Source organism: Streptomyces sp. NPDC048639 (genome assembly GCF_043199075.1).
Taxonomy (GTDB): Bacteria; Actinomycetota; Actinomycetes; order Streptomycetales; family Streptomycetaceae; genus Streptomyces.
In genome coordinates, this window is sequence record NZ_JBICVP010000012.1 from 140,699 (window position 1) to 157,054 (window position 16,356).

Sequence of the window (16,356 nt, forward strand, 5' to 3'; positions counted from 1 at the left end):
AGGGCGGCCGAGTCTCCGGCCCGGGCGTACGACATCCGCGTCCGCGTCCCCGTAGTCCGCTCATCGATTGACACGGCACAAGTGTGAGTGAGTGAATACTCACATGTCTGCAACCACCCGTCGCCTGTCCACCGCCGAGGAACGCCGGGAGACGGTGCTGCGCACCGCGATCGGCGCCTTTGCCTCACGCGGGTACTTCGGCACGACGACGACCGATGTCGCCAAGGCCGCCGGCATCTCGCAGGCGTATGTGTACCGCCTCTTCCCCAACAAGGAAGCCCTCTTCGTCGCCGTGGTCGAGTACTGCTTCACCCGGGTGCGCGAGAGTCTGGAGGACGGCTCCGCGGCGGCTCGCGGCAGCTCCGCGGAGGCGGCGCTGTCGGCGATGGGCGAGGCGTACGCGCGCCTGATCGCCGACCAGGACCTCCTGCTGGTCCAGCTCCACGCCCAGGCGGCGTCGGTCTCCGAGCCCGCGGTACGGGAAGCCGTACGGGCGGGGTACGCCCGCGTCGTCGAGTACGTCCGGGGCGCGTCCGGGGGCAGCGACGAACAGGTCCAGGAGTTCTTCGCGCGGGGCACGCTCTGCCATCTGGTGGTCTCCATGGGCGCTGAGGAGATCGACGCCCCGTGGACCCGCACGCTGACCGCGGGCATCCGGCACTACTAGGACCCGTCGCCTCCGCCGAACGTCCGCTTCCACCTCTCAGCAGCGTCAGCGGGCCGCCGTCCGCGCGAATGTGCGTCAACCGCTCCCGGCACGCCCCCCCGTTGAGCCGCCCGGCACGGTGATCAGGTGGCTGCGGCCCCGTGCCGTCGCACCGACCGAGTGATCCGCCGGGTCACGCGCCTCGCCGCGCTCCCGCCCCACGGCACGACGACGCCGTGGACCCGCTCCACCGCCAGAGGCCCTACCAAGCCATACCCTCTTGCCTAATACCTTTAGGTTTTTGCATAATCAATCAAGCCAAGGGAAGGGATGGGCATGGCGCGCGCAGGGCTGAACACGGAACGTCTGACCCGAGCGGGGGCGGAACTGGCCGACGAGGTCGGCTTCGACCAGGTGACCGTCTCGGCGCTCGCCAGACGGTTCGATGTGAAGGTCGCGAGTCTGTACTCGCATGTGAAGAGCTCCCATGACCTCAAGACCAGGATCGCCCTGCTCGCCCTGGAGGAACTCGCCGACCGGGCCGCCGACGCCCTGGCCGGCCGTGCCGGCAAGGACGCCCTGACCGCCTTCGCGAACGTCTACCGCGACTACGCCCGCGAGCATCCCGGCCGCTACGACGCGGCCCGGTTCAGGCTCGACCCGGAGGCGGCGGCCGCCAGTGCCGGCGGCAGGCACGCCCAAATGACGCGGGCGATCCTGCGCGGTTACGACGTGACGGAGCCGGACCGGACGCACGCGGTACGGCTGCTGGGCAGCGTCTTCCACGGTTACGTCAGCCTGGAGTCGGGCGGAGGGTTCAGCCACAGCGCCCCCGATGCGCAGGAATCATGGTCACGGATCCTGGACGCTCTCGACGCGCTCCTGCGCAACTGGCCCACGCCCTGACGCACGTCCCGACCCGCGTCCCGGCCTGCGTCCCGACCCGCACCCGGCACCCGGCACCGGCCCGGAAGCCGTCCGCCTACCGCCCCGCCCGATCACCTCACCTACCGCCCCGCGGTCGACCACTCCCGCATCGGCGCCCCCGAACCATGCCCCGCTCCACACCCTTCGATCGGCAGACCGAGGCCATGCACACCACCGAGCACGACTGGATCACCACGCCCCTCACCGAGGACCTCCTGCGCGGAGCCCTCGAGTTGGAGCGCACCGCGCAGGGAGGTGTGCTGCCGCACCGGCTGCCCGCCCGGGCCCGCGCCCAGTGCACCGACGGACAGCTCGCCATGGCGGAGGCCCAGCCCTCCGGCGTACGGCTGGTCTTCAGGACCGGGGCCACCGCCGTCGAGTTGGACACGCTGCCGACCAAGCGGGTCCACGTCGGCGCCCCTCCCCGCCCGGACGGGGTGTACGACCTGGTCGTCGACGGCCGGCAGGCGGGCCGGGCGAGCGTGACCGGCGGCAACACCCTGACCATCGACATGACCACCGGGACCGCCGAGAGCCGGCCCGGTCCCTCCGGCACGCTGCGCTTCACCGACTTGCCCGACGGCGTCAAGACCGTCGAGATCTGGCTGCCGCACAACGAGACCACCGAACTCCTCGCCCTGCGCACGAATGCCCCTATCGAGCCGGCAGCGGACGGGGGCCGGGCAGTGTGGCTGCACCACGGCAGTTCGATCAGCCATGGTTCCGACGCCGCGAGCCCCACCACCACCTGGCCGGCGCGCGCCGCCCGCCTCGGCGGTGTGGAGCTGATCAACCTGGGCCTTGGCGGCAGCGCTCTGCTCGACCCGTTCACCGCCCGGGCCCTGCGGGATACCGCGGCCGACCTGATCAGCGTCAAGATCGGCATCAATCTGGTCAACACCGACCTGATGCGCCTGCGCGCCTTCGCGCCCGCCGTCCACGGTTTTCTCGACACCATCCGCGATGGCCACCCCACGGCGCCCCTGCTGGTCGTCTCGCCCATCCTGTGTCCCATCCACGAGGACACACCCGGACCCAGTGCCCCGGACTTCACGTCGCTCGGCAGCGGACACCTGCGGTTCCGTGCCGCGGGTGACCCGGCGGAGCGCGCGAACGGGAAGCTGACCCTGGGTGTCATCCGCGACGAGCTGGCCCGGATCGTGGAGCAGCGGTCGGCCGAGGACCCGAACCTGCACTACCTCGACGGTCGTGACCTCTACGGTGAGGCGGACTCCGCCGAACTTCCGCTGCCGGACCGGCTCCACCCGGATGCCGCCACCCACCGCCGTATCGGCGAGCGCTTCGCCGAGCTGGCGTTCTCCGCCGACGGGCTTCTCACGGGGCGCGGCGCCTGGCACGGGAGCGCCGCGCGGCGGTGATCCCCGCCTGCGGCCCGAGCGGAAGGCCGCGCGGCGGGGCCGCCCTCAATCGGTGTCGGGGAGCGGCGAGCGGCTGACGCGGATCTTGGACTGCCCGTGCGGGCGCTTCTCCCAGTCCGTCATGAACCGTGCGTGCAGACCGCGTTGACGGGCGAGGTCCAGCAGGGTCTCGGTGCGGTAGTAGAAGTCCTCGCTGAGCACCTGGTGTTCGGTGCCCTCCGTGCGGTCGAAGGTGAAGTCGAAGAAGCCGTTCGGTGTGAGCACCCGGCCGACGTGGGTGAGGCATTCGTCGATCACATGGAGCGGTGAGTGCGAGAACACGCTGTGCGCGTGGATCACGTCGAAGTGTTCGTCTGGCAGGAAGTCCAGGGTGAGGTCGCCGGTGATGGTGAGGTGCGGCAGTTTCTCCTGGAGTGCACGTTCGGCGACGGTCTTCTTCGCGTGGATCAGGATGTCCGGTGAGATGTCGATTCCGTAGTAGTTGCCGCTGTCCAGGTGGTGTATGAACCGCCAGCCGCCGCGCAGGTTTCCGCAGCCGATGTCGAGCATGCGGTGCTCCGGGCGGAGCCCGTGCTCCACGAGGTAGTCGAACTGCATCTGCCCCAGCGCCAGCCAGCGTTCGTGGGTCCGGGCGCCGACGGCTCGCTCCGGGCTGCGCCGGGTGTCCGAGGCCATCACGGCGCGGTAGTACGAGACATGGTCGCGGTGCTTCCACCGCAGCCAGGTGTCGCGTCCGGAGCGGCGCAGATACGGCGCGACGCGGCCGGGGTGACGGAGCGCGTAGGTGATTTTGTGGCCGAGGCCGGACCGGTTGGAGGCCAGCTTCTTCGTCGACTTCGGGGAGGACTGCGAGGTGTTTTCCGGCATGACGAGAAGACCTTTCATGGGGGTGAGGGAAAGGGTGTCGGCGACGGTGAACGGCGGGAGGAAGGAACGAAGGACGGACGGATGGAGGAAGGGCGGAGGAAGGGACGGACGAAGGAAACGTGCGGGACGTCCGGAAGCGGGGTCCCGGAAACACCGGCGGACGGTCCGCCGAGACTGCCCTGCCGGGCCGTGCGTCAGGACGACGTCGTCCCGGACCGCGTAAACCCTGAGGGAGCGTCAGATGCGACGGCGCAGCCGCCACACCGTGAAGGCGACGAGAGCGATGGCCAGTCCGCAGAGGACCGCCGTGTCGATCCACTGGAACACCCAGTAGTCACCGGGCGGGTTGGCCGAGTAGACGCGGGAGGCGTAGTCGTGGTCCGTCATGCATTCCCGCAGCTCCCGGCCCGCGGGATAGGGGCAGTTGGTGATGGACTCGCGGTGTCCGGAGGGGGTGAGGTAACCCCAGTTCCCCGCCGACCACTTGTCGGCCATCGGCTGTCTTCGCCCGGCCCCGTGACTGGCGTAGACCTGGGGCGGAACGAGCAGACGTGCCTGGTGCGACCACTGGAGCAGTACGCCCACCGTGCCCGTCACGAGGGCGGTAAGCCCCATGGCGAGGACCACCCGCCGCACCAGCAGTCCGGCCAGTGTGCCCACCGCAAGCCCGAGGACCGCGGCGGCCACGGCTCGCGGCCCGGAGCCCTCCAGGGCCACGGTCTCGTACCAGTACAGCCCGTAGCTCCTGTCGGCGACCGGCTTCCACCACCAGGCGAAGAGCAGCGCCGGCACTCCGGCGACGACGACCGCCCAGGTGGCGGCGAGCATCAGGCGGGCGGCGAACCAGCGGGTCCTGCTCACCCCTTGGGTCAGCACCAGCCGGTGGGTGCCCAGTTCCCGGTCACGCCCGAGGAGCGGGGCGCCCCAGAGCATTCCGATCAGGACGGGCAGGGCCATGTTCAGGATTCCGAGCAGGCGCAGCGGGCCGGTGTCCAGGGCCCGGGGCAGGCCGATGGAGTTTCTGCAGGTGAGGGGTCCGATGCCGCAGTTGCGTACGGCGCCGCTGCCCAGGGCCGAGAGGATGGCCGCGCGTTCGGACGCCGCGACGACGGCGAGGACGGCCAGCACCCCGGCGCTGCCTATGATCAGCGCGCGCTGTTGGCGCCAGGCCAGCCAGAACGAGCCCTTCACGCGACCTCCTCCCTCGTATCGTTTCCCGTGGCCGTGGCCGTGGCCGTGGCCGTGACCGTGACCGTGGCGTCGGCGCTGGGTGCCCGGAGGTGGCCGAGCAGGATCTCCTCCAGTCGGGGCCGTTCGGCGATCCAGTCGCCGCGGACCGGGCCCCGCGTGCGGACCAGCGCGGTGATCTGTCTGCCGCTGGTGCGTCGATGGACTACGCTGTGCTCGTCCAGCGCCCCGGCGGCGTCGGCGTGCCCGGTCAACACGGTGTGCGCTTCCCGCAGTTCGTCCACGTCGGCGCAGAGGCCGACGCGTCCCTCCCGCAGCAGGACGACCCAGTCGCAGACCTCTTCGACGTCGGGGAGCACATGGGAGGAGAGCACGATGGTGACCCGGCGCTCGGCAGCCTCCTCCATCAGCGTGGCGGTGATCTCCTCACGGACGAGCGGGTCGAGATCGGCCAACGGCTCGTCCAGGAGCAGCAGTTCGGGCCGCCGCCCCAGGACGAGCGCCAGAGCGACGCGGGTGCGCTGGCCTGCCGAGAGCCGGCCCACCCGGTCGGTCAGGGGGATGTCCCCGGCCCGTACGACACGTTCGGCGGCCGCCTGGTCCCATTCGTGGTTGAACTCGCGGCCCAGGCGCAGGGTGTCGGCCACGGTGAAGCGGGGATAGAGCGGTTTGTCCTGGGCGAGCAGCGCGACACGGTCGCGGATGGCGGCCGCCCCGGGGGACGCCCCGAGCACCCGCAGGTCTCCCTCGGCGGGCGCGATGAGGCCGGACGCAAGGTGCAGCAGCGTGCTCTTGCCCGCCCCGTTGCGCCCGACGAGCGCGGCGACACGTCCGGCGGGCAGGGTCAGTTCGCAGTCCCGCAGGGCCCAACTGCCGCGGGTCCGGAACCGGAAGCCCAGCCCTGTGGCGTGCACCGCGGCCGGCGCCGTCGCCCCCGTCATACGTCCTCCCGAATGTGCTCCCGGCTGTCCCGTGCCTCCTCGGCCGGCAGCTCGTCCAGCGCTGCCCGGCACAGCGCGAGAATGTCCTCCCGTTCCAGCCCCGCCGCCCGTGCCCGCTCCATCCACGCGGCGAGTTCGGCCCGCAGCTCGGAGCCGCCCTCGGCCCCGGGCCGCGCGAGCGATCTGCGGACGAACGTCCCGAGGCCGCGGCGGCCCTCGACCAGTCCGGCCCGTTCCAGCTCCCGGTAGGCCTTGAGCACGGTGTTGGGGTTGATGGCAGTGGCGGCGACGACCTCCTTGGCCGTCGGCAGTTTGTCGCCGACCTGCAGCGTGCCCATCCGGAGGGCCTGCTCGGTCTGCTGCACGATCTGCACGTACGCGGGTACGCCGCTCCGCCGGTCGATCCGGTAGTCGACCACCGCCACCTTCCATGTTTCACTAGTTAAGTAGTGAAAGCATGGATCAGGGGTGGGACGGGTGTCAATCCCGATCGGACGATCCCGGCCGGAAGTAGACCGCTGGAAGGGGGTGGCCGGCAGGTCGCTCCCCCGGAAGGCGCTGAGCGCCCCGGCGCCGCTCGTTCAGAGACCCGGGTCCGGCGCGCCGCTCGCCGTGCCCTCCTGCGGCCCGGCCGTCCGCGCCCGCACCGGACCGCGCACAGCGTGCATCACCAGCACCGCGAGATCGTCCTCCAGCGGCTCCGGGGAGAAGTCGTGGGCCACCTGCCGCACCCGTTCGGCCACGGCCATGGCACCCATGCCGGCGCATCCCCGCAGCACGTCGGACAAGCCGTCATCGTCGTCCAACTGCCGGTTCCCGCTGCGGCGTTCGGTGACGCCATCGGTGACGCACAGCAGCGTCTCGCCGAGCGCGAGGTCGAAGGAGTTGGCGTTGAAGCGGGTGCTCCTGTCGATGCCCAGCAGCATCTGGGGATCCGCCGCCGGTTCCACCGTGCCGTCGGGGAACAGCCTCAGCGGCAGCGGATGCCCCGCACTCGCGATGGTGCAGCGCGCACCGCCTGCGGCAGGGTCGGGCTCGAGCTCGCCGTAGAGGAGGCTGAGGAATCTGGGGTGCGCCTGCTCGCCGCCGTACGCCACGGCCTCCGCGCTCTCCTCGGCCATCGCGATGTTCAGCCGGTGGAGGACGGACTCGACGCCGTGCCCCTCGCGCGCCAGCAGGCGGACCAGGTGCCGGGCCAGGCCCGTCACCGACATGGCCTCCGGGTCCTTGCCCTGCACGTCGCCGAGCAGGAAGCACCAGCGCCGCCCGCCCATCGGGAACAGGTCGTAGAAGTCGCCGCCGACGGTCTGCGCCTCGCCGAACGGCTCGTAGACGATCGCGGTCTCCACTCCCGGGACCCGGGCCAGGGAGGGCGGGAGCTGCCGTCGCTGGAGCGCCTGGCTGATCGTGGTCTGCCGGGTGTACTGGCGGGCGGTGACGACGGCCTGTGCGACCAGGCGCGCCACGTCCTCGACCTTCCGGACCACGCTGTCGCTCATCGGCATACGGCCCGCCCGGCCGAGCAGCAGCACCCCCTGGCAGGCCCCACCGGTGACCAGGGGGAACGCGAGAACCGAACCGCCAGCCCCGTCGGCGTCGCGGTCCTCGGGCCACGGCCAGGGCCAGGGGAATCCGGCGGCACGGAGGCTGGGAGGCGGCGGATTCTTCTCCAGCACGGGACGCAGCGTCTCGGTCATCCGCTCGTCCATGTGCCAGATGCGGGACAGCCGCATCCGCCCGCTGTCGGTGCTCAGCCATACGGCGCACCAGTCCGCGAGCCGGGGCACCACGAGCTGCCCGGCGAGCGCGGCCACCATGTCCTCGTCGAGCTGCCCGGCGAGCAGCTCGCTGGCCTCGGCGAGGAAGGACGGACCGATCCGGTCGAACCGACGGGAGGCAGGGCCAGGGCGCGCCGCCTCGGGCTCCGCGGTGCGTACGGGCGGGGCAGGGGCGGGCGCGGCCGGCTCCGCCGCTCGTACGTCGGACCCGAGCCCGCTGTCGGCCTGCACGAGCAGCTCCGGTTCCTCCGTCCTCGCCTCCAGGCGGAACCACACCGTCTTCGCCGTGTGCCGGTACGTCACCCCCCACGATTCGGCCAGCGCGCCCACCACTTGGAGGCCGAGGCCCCGCCTGCCGTGCCGGGCGTCCGTACCCCGGCTCACTGCGCTGGACGGGTGGTGGTCGACCACCTCGACGACGAGACCGGGCTGCCTCTCCGTACCCGCCGCACCATTGCCGTCCGCGTCCACGGCCACGACGGAGGGAAAGCGCAGCCCGGCCTCCAACCGGAGAATGACCTCGATCTCGGTCCCGGCGTGCATGACGGCATTGGTGACCAGTTCGTCGACGAGAAGCACGGCATCGTCCACGAACCGGTCGGTGATCGCACCGGAGGAGAGGTCCGGGCCGCCGACCTGCTCGATGAGCACCGAGCGCACGAATGCCCGGGCCGCGGAGGCCGCCAGCCGGTCCGACGGCAGGCTCGTCCGTGACACGAACACACGCGGGAACGAGGGGGATGGCTCCATGCGCGACCTTGGGAAGCAGCCGGGAATTCGGACTGTATTTGCAGTCTTATACTAGGACACGCCCGTACAAGTAGATCACTGAGAATGGGCTGTTATGGCACTCGATCCTGCCCCGCCCGCTTCAGCGTCCACCACCAGTCGATCACCGGACTCCACAGGGCCACCGGGCTCCGCCCCGGACGAAGGCCCGTGGGTGCGGGTAGCTGACCTGCGCCCTTTGATCGCGGCGATGAATGCGCTGTGCGACGGAGACTTCACCGTACGTGCCGACGCCGTCGGCGAAGGTGCGGCGGCCGAGATGGCCGGGCTGTTCAACCGCATCGTGGCCCGCAACGACCATTTGGCCCTGGAGCTCCAGCGCGTACGCCGCGAGATGATCCGCCATGGCCGGCTCGACGAGCGCATATCCGCCAGCCCGGGCCAAGGCGCCTGGGCACGCAACGTCGATGCGACGAACACCCTGCTGGACGCCCTCGTGGTCCCGGTCGGCAAGGCGACCCGGGTCCTGGACGCGGTCGCGGACGGGGATCTGACCCAGCACGTGGATCTGCACGACGGCAACCGCCAGCTCCGGGGCGACCTGCGTCGTCTGGGCCTCGGTGTGAACCGCATGGTGGACCAGCTCTCGAGGTTCACCGGCGAGGTGACCCGGGTGGCCCGCGAGGTCGGCACCGAGGGACGTCTGGGCGGCCGTGCGAAGGTCCAGGGCCTCTCCGGCGACTGGCGCTACGTGACGGAGGCCGTCAACACCATGGCGTCCCGTCTGACGGCTCAGGTCCGCGACATCGCGGTCGTCACCACGGCGGTGGCCCGGGGTGACCTCACCCAGCAGGTGACGGTGGAGGCCACGGGTGAGCTGCTGGAGCTGAAGCTGACCGTGAACACGATGGTCGACCAGCTCCGCGCCTTCGCCGACGAGGTCACCCGCGTCGCCCGCGAGGTCGGCACCGAAGGGCAGCTCGGCGGACGCGCCCAGGTACGCGGCGTCTCCGGCGTCTGGAAGGACCTCACCGACAGCGTCAACTTCATGGCGTCGAACCTGACGTCCCAGGTCCGCAACATCGCCCAGGTGACCACCGCCGTCGCGACGGGCGACCTCAGCCAGAAGATCACGGTGGACGCGCGGGGCGAGATCCTTCAGCTGAAGGACACCGTGAACATCATGGTCGACCAGCTCTCCGCCTTCGCGGACGAGGTCACCCGCGTCGCCCGCGAGGTCGGCACCGAGGGGCGCCTCGGCGGACGCGCCCAGGTACGCGGCGTCTCCGGCGTCTGGAAGGACCTCACCGAGAACGTCAACTTCATGGCGGACAACCTCACCTCCCAGGTCCGCAACATCGCCCAGGTCGCCACCGCCGTCGCCGAGGGCGACCTCGGCAAGACGATCACCGTCGAGGCCAAGGGCGAGATCCTGGAGCTGAAGTCGACGATCAACACGATGGTCGACCAGCTCTCCGCGTTCGCCGATGAGGTCACCCGCGTCGCCCGCGAGGTCGGCACCGAGGGAAACCTGGGCGGTCAGGCCCAGGTCAGGGATGTCTCGGGCGTCTGGAAGGACCTGACCGACAACGTCAACTTCATGGCGCTGAACCTGACGTCCCAGGTCCGCAACATCGCCCAGGTGACCACCGCCGTCGCCGACGGCGACCTGTCGAAGAAGATCACCGTCGACGCCCGCGGCGAGATCCTCGAGCTGAAGGACACCGTCAACACGATGGTGGACCAGCTCCGCGGGTTCGCCGACGAGGTCACCCGCGTCGCCCGCGAGGTCGGCACCGAGGGGCGCCTCGGCGGACGCGCCCAGGTACGCGGCGTCTCCGGCGTCTGGCGAGACCTCACCGACAACGTCAACTTCATGGCGGACAACCTCACCTCCCAGGTCCGCAACATCGCCCAGGTCGCCACCGCCGTCGCCCAGGGCGACCTGTCGAAGAAGATCGACGTGGACGCCCGCGGCGAGATCCTGGAGCTGAAGACCACCATCAACACCATGGTCGACACGCTCTCCTCGTTCTCCTCCGAGGTGACCCGCGTCGCCCGCGAGGTGGGCAGTGAGGGACAGCTGGGCGGCCAGGCCCGCGTCGAGGCCGTCTACGGCACCTGGAAGCGGCTGACCACCAGCGTCAACGAACTCGCCTCGAACCTCACCACCCAGGTCCGCGCGATCGCCGAGGTCGCCAGCTCCGTCGCCAAGGGCGATCTGTCGGGCGCCATCCAGGTGGAGGCCGAGGGCGAGGTCAACGAGCTGAAGAACAACGTCAACCTCATGGTGGCCAACCTCCGCGAGACCACCCGCGCCAAGGACTGGCTGGAGTCGAACCTGACCCGTATCGCCGGTCTGATGCAGGGCCACCGCGACCTGGTCGAGGTCGCCGACCTGATCCTGCGCGAGCTGACACCGCTGGTGAACGCCCAGTTCGGAGCGTTCTTCCTGGCCGAGGCGGCCGCCCAGCCCGGACAGGGGCTGCAGTTCATCGCCGGCTACGGCACGGACGCCGCCGGCGGCAGCAGCACCTCCCAGACCACGACCGGCACGATCGGGCGCGGGCTGATCGCCCAGGCCGCCCTGGAGAAGACACGCATCCTCATCACCGACGTCCCGCCGGACTACATCACCGTCAACTCCGGCCTCGGCGCCGCCCCGCCCGCGAGCATCGTGATCCTCCCGATCCTCTTCGAGGACGAGGTGCTGGGCGTGATCGAGCTGGCCTCGTTCAGCAAGTTCAACGAGGTCCACCTGGCGTTCATCGACCAGTTCGTCAACACCATCGGCGTCTCGATCAACACCATCATCGCCAACTCCCGTACGGAGTCGCTGCTCTCGGAGTCCCAACGGCTGACCACCGAGCTGCGCAAGAGCGCCGACGACCTGCAGCGCTCCAATGCCGAGCTGGAGGAGAAGGCCGCCCTGCTGGCGACCTCCTCGCAGTACAAGTCGGAGTTCCTGGCGAACATGTCGCACGAGCTGCGCACGCCGCTCAACTCCCTCCTCGTACTGGCCCGGCTGCTCGCCGACAACCCCGACGAGCGGCTGTCCGAGCAGGAGGTGCAGTTCGCCGCCACCATCTACCGGTCCGGCTCCGATCTGCTCCAGCTCATCAACGACATCCTGGACCTCTCCAAGATCGAGGCGGGCCGGATGGACGTGCACCCGAAGAAGCTGCCGCTGACCAAGCTGCTCGACTACGTGCACGCGACCTTCCGCCCCCTCGCTCACGACCGCAATCTGACCTTCGAGGTCTCGGTCGCCGACAACGTGCCCAGGGAGCTGTTCTCCGACGAGCAGCGCCTCCAGCAGGTGTTGCGCAATCTGCTCTCCAACGCGGTGAAGTTCACCTCGTCCGGCGGTGTGGAACTGCGCGTGGAGCGCGTTCCGGGCACCGAGTTCGAGGAGGCGACACTCCAGACCGCCGAGAGCGTCGTCGCCTTCACGGTCGAGGACACCGGCATCGGCATCCCGCCGGACAAACTGCCGGTGATCTTCGAGGCCTTCCAGCAGTCCGACGGCACCACCAGCCGCAAGTACGGCGGTACGGGCCTCGGCCTGTCCATCAGCCGGGAGATCGCCGGTCTGCTCGGCGGCCGTATCACCGCGGAGAGCGAGGAGGGCGTCGGCTCGCGCTTCACGCTCTTCATCCCGTCGCAGTACCCGGCCGTCACGCCCCAGCCCCAGACGGCACAGCCGCTCACGGCCGCGACCACGGCCCTTCCCCCGCCGCCGCCTCCCGCACCCGCGGCGCCCGCGCCCCTGCCCTCGCAGCTCCCGCCCGGGGCCGACTTCAGGCCGACCCGCGTCGCCGGACCGGACGGCGACGGGGCGGAGCCGGCCCATACCTCCGACTACGAGGGCGCCCGCACCGAGGCCCCCCGGCTGACCGAGTGGCTGGGCGGGCGTCCCGGCCGCCTGCTGGCGGGCCGGCAGATTCTGATCATCGACGACGACATCCGCAATGTCTTCGCCCTCACCCACGTCCTGGGACGGGTGGGCATCACGGTGAAGTACGCGGAGAACGGCCGCGAGGGCCTCGAAGTCCTCGACCGGAACCCGGAGGTGTCTCTGGTCCTGATGGACATCATGATGCCCGAGATGGACGGCTACGAGACGATCGGAGCCATCCGCAACACCCCGCGCCTCGCCGGTCTGCCGATCATCGCGCTGACCGCCAAGGCCATGCCGGGCGACCGCGACAAGGCGATCGAGAGCGGCGCCTCGGACTACGTGCCCAAGCCCGTGGACGTGGACCGCCTGCTCTCGGCGGTCTGCAAACTGCTCGAGAGTGAGTCGGACCCGGCGGAGGACGACGCCCGGGACGATGGCGGGGAGGCTGTCGGCGGCGAGCGGACCGAGCACACCGAGCAGACCGAGGACGCGGCGGACGACACCGGGAAGACCGACGGAACCAAGAAATCAGGTTCGGCGAGGACTCGGACGAAGGGCGGAAGGAAACCACCGAGGAAGGGCTCATGAGCACAAGCGCATCGGAGAAGTCGAGCATCCTCATCGTCGACGACATGGAGGAGAACCTCGTCGCGCTGGAAGCCGTACTGGGCTCGCTCGACCAGCTGGTCGTCCGCGCGCACTCCGGCGAAGAGGCCCTCAAGGCCATGCTCCGCCAGGAGTTCGCGGTCGTTCTGCTCGACGTGCTGATGCCCGGCATGGACGGCTTCGAGACCGCCGCCAACATCAAACGCCTCGACCAGACCAAGGATGTGCCGATCATTCTGCTCACCGGCACCGATGCCGACACCGACTACGCCTACCGCGGCTACGCGGTGGGCGCCGCGGACTTCCTCACCAAGCCCTTCGACCCCTGGCTGCTGCGCACCAAGGTGAACGTCTTCCTGGAGCTCCACCGCAAGAATCGCCAACTCGCGGCCCAGGCCGAGCAGTTGCGACGCCTGCTGGTGGGCGACGGCACGTCGGACGAGACGACGGAAGGCGCGGCGTCCGACGAGACGCAGGAGGGCGCGGACGCCGGAGCCGATGCCCCGGCGAACGGTAGGGAAAGCGGCGAGCGGCTGGCCGAGATCGTCAATCGCCTCGCCCAGATCGAGCTGCTTCTGCGCGACGCGGAGGGCGAGACGGCGACCGGGCTGGCCGACCGTATCTCCGACATGGAGCATGCCGTCGACACCCTGCGCGTACGCGGCGACTCCGCCTGAGCAGCCGCGGCACCGGTGCGGCGGACGCTGCGGCAGACGCGCGGCCCCTCAGGCTTCGCCTCCGTGACTCGGAGGGCCCTCACGACTCCTCGGAGGGTCCTCACGACTCCTCGCGGAGGGCGCTCACCGCTCCGGGGGGCGCGGGAGCGGCTGTTCGGCCCAGATCGTCTTGCCCTCCGCCGTGTAGCGCGTGCCCCAGCGCTGGGCGCACTGTGCGACGAGGAACAGCCCGCGTCCGCCCTCGTCCGTGGTCCGCGCGCGCTGAAGATGGGGTGAGGTGTTGCTGTTGTCGGAGACCTCGCAGATCAGGTTCTGGTCGCGGATGAGGCGCAGATTGATCGGCCCGACGCCGTAGCGGACCGCGTTGGTGACCAGTTCGCTCACGATCAGCTCGGTCGTGAACGCCGATTCCTCCAGCCCCCACGCGGCCACCTGCCGGCCCGCCTTGTGCCGTACGTCGGCGACGACGGCGGGATCGGCCTCCAGCTCCCAGGACACGACGTCCTCGTCGCTCAGACAGCGGGTGCGGACGACGAGGAAGGCGACGTCGTCGTGCGGCCGGTCCGGCAGCAGCGTCCGGACCATGGTGTCGCAGATCTCCTCCAGCGGGCGGTCGGGGTGGGCCAGCGCGAAGTAGAGCCGCTCGAAGCCGACGTCGACGTCCCGGTCCGCGGCCTCGATGAGCCCGTCGGTGTAGAAGGCGATGACGCTGCCCTCCGGGAGCTCGAACTCGGCCGATTCGAAGGGCAGTCCGCCGAGTCCGAGCGGGGGGCCGGCGGGGATGTCGGGCAGCTCGACCGGTGCTTCGAGGTGGGCGATCGCGGGTGCGGGATGGCCGGCTCGCGCCATGGTGGCCCGGCGCGTGATCGGGTCGTACACCGCGTACAGGCAGGTCGCGCCGATCACGTCGCCGCCGTATCCCGATCCGGCCTTCTCCGCCTCGTCCGAGAGCCGGACCACCAAGTCGTCGACGTGCGCGAGGAGTTCGTCGGGCGGCAGATCGAGGTCGGCGAGCGTGTGAACGGCGGTGCGCAGCCGGCCCATGGTGGCCGCCGCATGGAGACCGTGGCCGACGACGTCCCCGACGACCATCGCGACCCGGGCACCGGAGAGCGGGATGATGTCGAACCAGTCGCCCCCGACGCCCGCTTGGGCGTCGGCGGGCAGGTAGCGGTAGGCCGCCTCCACCGCGCTCTGCTCCGGCAGATCGCGCGGCAGCAGACTGCGCTGCAGCGTCAGGGCGGCGCTGTGCTCGCGGGAGAAGCGCCGTGCGTTGTCGATGCAGATGGCGGCGCGGGCGCCCAACTCGCCCACGAGCAGCATGTCGTCATCGTCGAAGGGCTCCGGGTTCTTCCAGCGGACCATGGTGGCCACACCCATGGTGATGCCGCGGGCCAGCAGGGGCACGGCCACCGCCGAGTGAATACCCAGCTCGCGCATCCGCGCGCCGCGGACGATGTCCCGGCCCACCCAGGGGGCCGACAGGTCCACCACGGCACGCAGTACGGGCCGCCCCGTGACCAGGCACTCCATGGGCGCCCAGCCGACGGGGTAGCGGGTCGGCTCGCCGGGCCCCACGACGGACTCGGGGACGTCCTCCTGGATGGACTGGTGCGCGACCCGGCGCAGCGCCGCGGCCGCGCTGACCGGTCCCGGACGCAGTTCCTGGGTGCGGACGACGGCGTCCAGCAGGTCGACGGAGACGAAGTCCGCCATCCTCGGGACGAGCAACTCGGCCAGTTCGCGGGCGGTCTGGTCGAGGTCCAGGGTGGTACCGATGGATCCGGCGGCCTCGTTGACCAGCGCGAGCCGCTGCCTTGCCCGGTGGTGGGCAGTCACGTCGAAGACGGTGTGGCACAGGCCGAGGACTTCGCCCGCCGGGTCCTGGATGCGCCACAACCGGACGCGGTTGTGGCGCGGCGACGAACCGGGGCCGGTCTTCACCGGCCCGAAGGTCTCGTACGTCTCCAGGGGGTCGCCCGTTTCAAGGACCTGCTTCGCCTCGCGCTGGACGAGCGCGGCGTCGACTCCCGGGACCACTTCGCCCAGGAGCCGGCCCACGTGCTCGTGAGCCGGCAGGCTGTCCATGGCCTCCAGCGCGGGGTTGATGCGCAGGTACTTCAAGTCGGCGTCCACGATGGCCATGCCGATCGGGGACTGGGTGAACAGCCCGCGGTAGACGGCCTGTTCGCGCTCCCACTCCTGCAGCCCGGCCACGTCGGTGACGGCGAGGAGCCAGCTCGGCTTGTCCTCGGTGCCCCACAAGGGGCACGCGCGGAACGCCAACGCCAGGCGTCGGCCGTCGCGGTGACGGACGGCCACCAGCCCGCTCCAGCCGTCCCCCTCCTTGCGGCGGCCCTTCGCGGCGTCCAAGGTGTCCCCGTCGGGCAGGAGTTCCGCGACCGGACGGCCCACGACATCCTCCGCGCGGTGGCCGAGCAGTTCCTCGGCACCGCGGCTCCACCGTTCGACGACGCCACGCTCGTCCACCACCGCGGTGGCCGCGTGCATCACGTCGAAGGGGCTGCGAGGACCCCCGCGGGGTTCCGCTCCGGATCCGCTCATCGCTGCCCGTCCGTCCCTGCCATATGTCGCCCCCGGCTGTCGCCCCGGCTCTGTCGTACTCGGTTCCCATTGTTCGCGGATCCACTTCGAACGGGAAGGAAACAGCTCATCCGGGATTACTCGATGCGCGAAATGCACACCCTATTTCTGCA

Annotated in this window: 11 protein-coding genes; 5 read left to right on the plus strand and 6 right to left on the minus strand. The window is 70.5% G+C overall.

Annotation, left to right across the window (positions count from 1 at the left end; all coding sequences use genetic code 11):
- Window positions 1–103 precede the first annotated feature (103 nt).
- The 3 genes from ACGFNH_RS28915 to ACGFNH_RS28925 all read left to right on the plus strand — a co-directional run bounded on the left by ACGFNH_RS28915 (window position 104) and on the right by ACGFNH_RS28925 (window position 2,952).
- Window positions 104–667 carry a TetR/AcrR family transcriptional regulator gene (locus ACGFNH_RS28915; protein WP_393658686.1) on the plus strand — a complete coding sequence of 188 codons (564 nt, stop codon included), beginning with the start codon at window positions 104–106 and terminating at the stop codon, window positions 665–667.
- A gap of 315 nt (window positions 668–982) precedes the next feature.
- Window positions 983–1,552, plus strand: coding sequence for a TetR/AcrR family transcriptional regulator (locus ACGFNH_RS28920; protein ID WP_393658688.1), 570 nt, complete (start codon window positions 983–985; stop codon window positions 1,550–1,552).
- A gap of 185 nt (window positions 1,553–1,737) precedes the next feature.
- Window positions 1,738–2,952 (plus strand): GDSL-type esterase/lipase family protein, encoded by a 1,215-nt coding sequence (locus ACGFNH_RS28925; protein ID WP_393658690.1) that lies wholly within the window; start codon window positions 1,738–1,740, stop codon window positions 2,950–2,952.
- A gap of 45 nt (window positions 2,953–2,997) precedes the next feature.
- Here ACGFNH_RS28925 and ACGFNH_RS28930 read toward each other — a convergent pair whose 3' ends face one another.
- The 5 genes from ACGFNH_RS28930 to ACGFNH_RS28950 all read right to left on the minus strand — a co-directional run bounded on the left by ACGFNH_RS28930 (window position 2,998) and on the right by ACGFNH_RS28950 (window position 8,476).
- Complete coding sequence (locus tag ACGFNH_RS28930; RefSeq protein ID WP_393658866.1) at window positions 2,998–3,819, minus strand: class I SAM-dependent methyltransferase; 822 nt, start codon at window positions 3,817–3,819, stop codon at window positions 2,998–3,000.
- A 237-nt stretch (window positions 3,820–4,056) separates the two neighbouring features.
- Entirely contained in the window at window positions 4,057–5,010 is a 954-nt protein-coding gene (locus tag ACGFNH_RS28935; RefSeq protein ID WP_393658692.1) for a transporter, read from the minus strand.
- Window positions 5,007–5,948 (minus strand): ATP-binding cassette domain-containing protein, encoded by a 942-nt coding sequence (locus ACGFNH_RS28940; protein WP_393658694.1) that lies wholly within the window; start codon window positions 5,946–5,948, stop codon window positions 5,007–5,009. The genes ACGFNH_RS28935 and ACGFNH_RS28940 overlap by 4 nt, the downstream gene beginning before the upstream one ends.
- Window positions 5,945–6,367 (minus strand): GntR family transcriptional regulator, encoded by a 423-nt coding sequence (locus tag ACGFNH_RS28945; RefSeq protein WP_393658696.1) that lies wholly within the window; start codon window positions 6,365–6,367, stop codon window positions 5,945–5,947. The genes ACGFNH_RS28940 and ACGFNH_RS28945 overlap by 4 nt, the downstream gene beginning before the upstream one ends.
- A gap of 162 nt (window positions 6,368–6,529) precedes the next feature.
- Window positions 6,530–8,476 carry a SpoIIE family protein phosphatase gene (locus tag ACGFNH_RS28950; RefSeq protein WP_393658698.1) on the minus strand — a complete coding sequence of 649 codons (1,947 nt, stop codon included), beginning with the start codon at window positions 8,474–8,476 and terminating at the stop codon, window positions 6,530–6,532.
- Window positions 8,477–8,570: 94 nt separating this feature from the next.
- Between ACGFNH_RS28950 and ACGFNH_RS28955 the strand changes: the two genes are divergently transcribed.
- Window positions 8,571–12,944, plus strand: a complete 4,374-nt coding sequence (locus ACGFNH_RS28955) for a HAMP domain-containing protein (RefSeq protein ID WP_393658700.1) — start codon at window positions 8,571–8,573, stop codon at window positions 12,942–12,944.
- Entirely contained in the window at window positions 12,941–13,639 is a 699-nt protein-coding gene (locus tag ACGFNH_RS28960; RefSeq protein WP_393658702.1) for a two-component system response regulator, read from the plus strand. Before ACGFNH_RS28955 ends, ACGFNH_RS28960 begins: the two co-directional genes overlap by 4 nt.
- 123 nt (window positions 13,640–13,762) lie before the next feature.
- Here the strand turns inward: ACGFNH_RS28960 and ACGFNH_RS28965 are convergent, their stop codons facing one another.
- Window positions 13,763–16,204 (minus strand): SpoIIE family protein phosphatase, encoded by a 2,442-nt coding sequence (locus ACGFNH_RS28965; protein WP_393658704.1) that lies wholly within the window; start codon window positions 16,202–16,204, stop codon window positions 13,763–13,765.
- Between the last annotated feature and the right edge of the window lie 152 nt (window positions 16,205–16,356).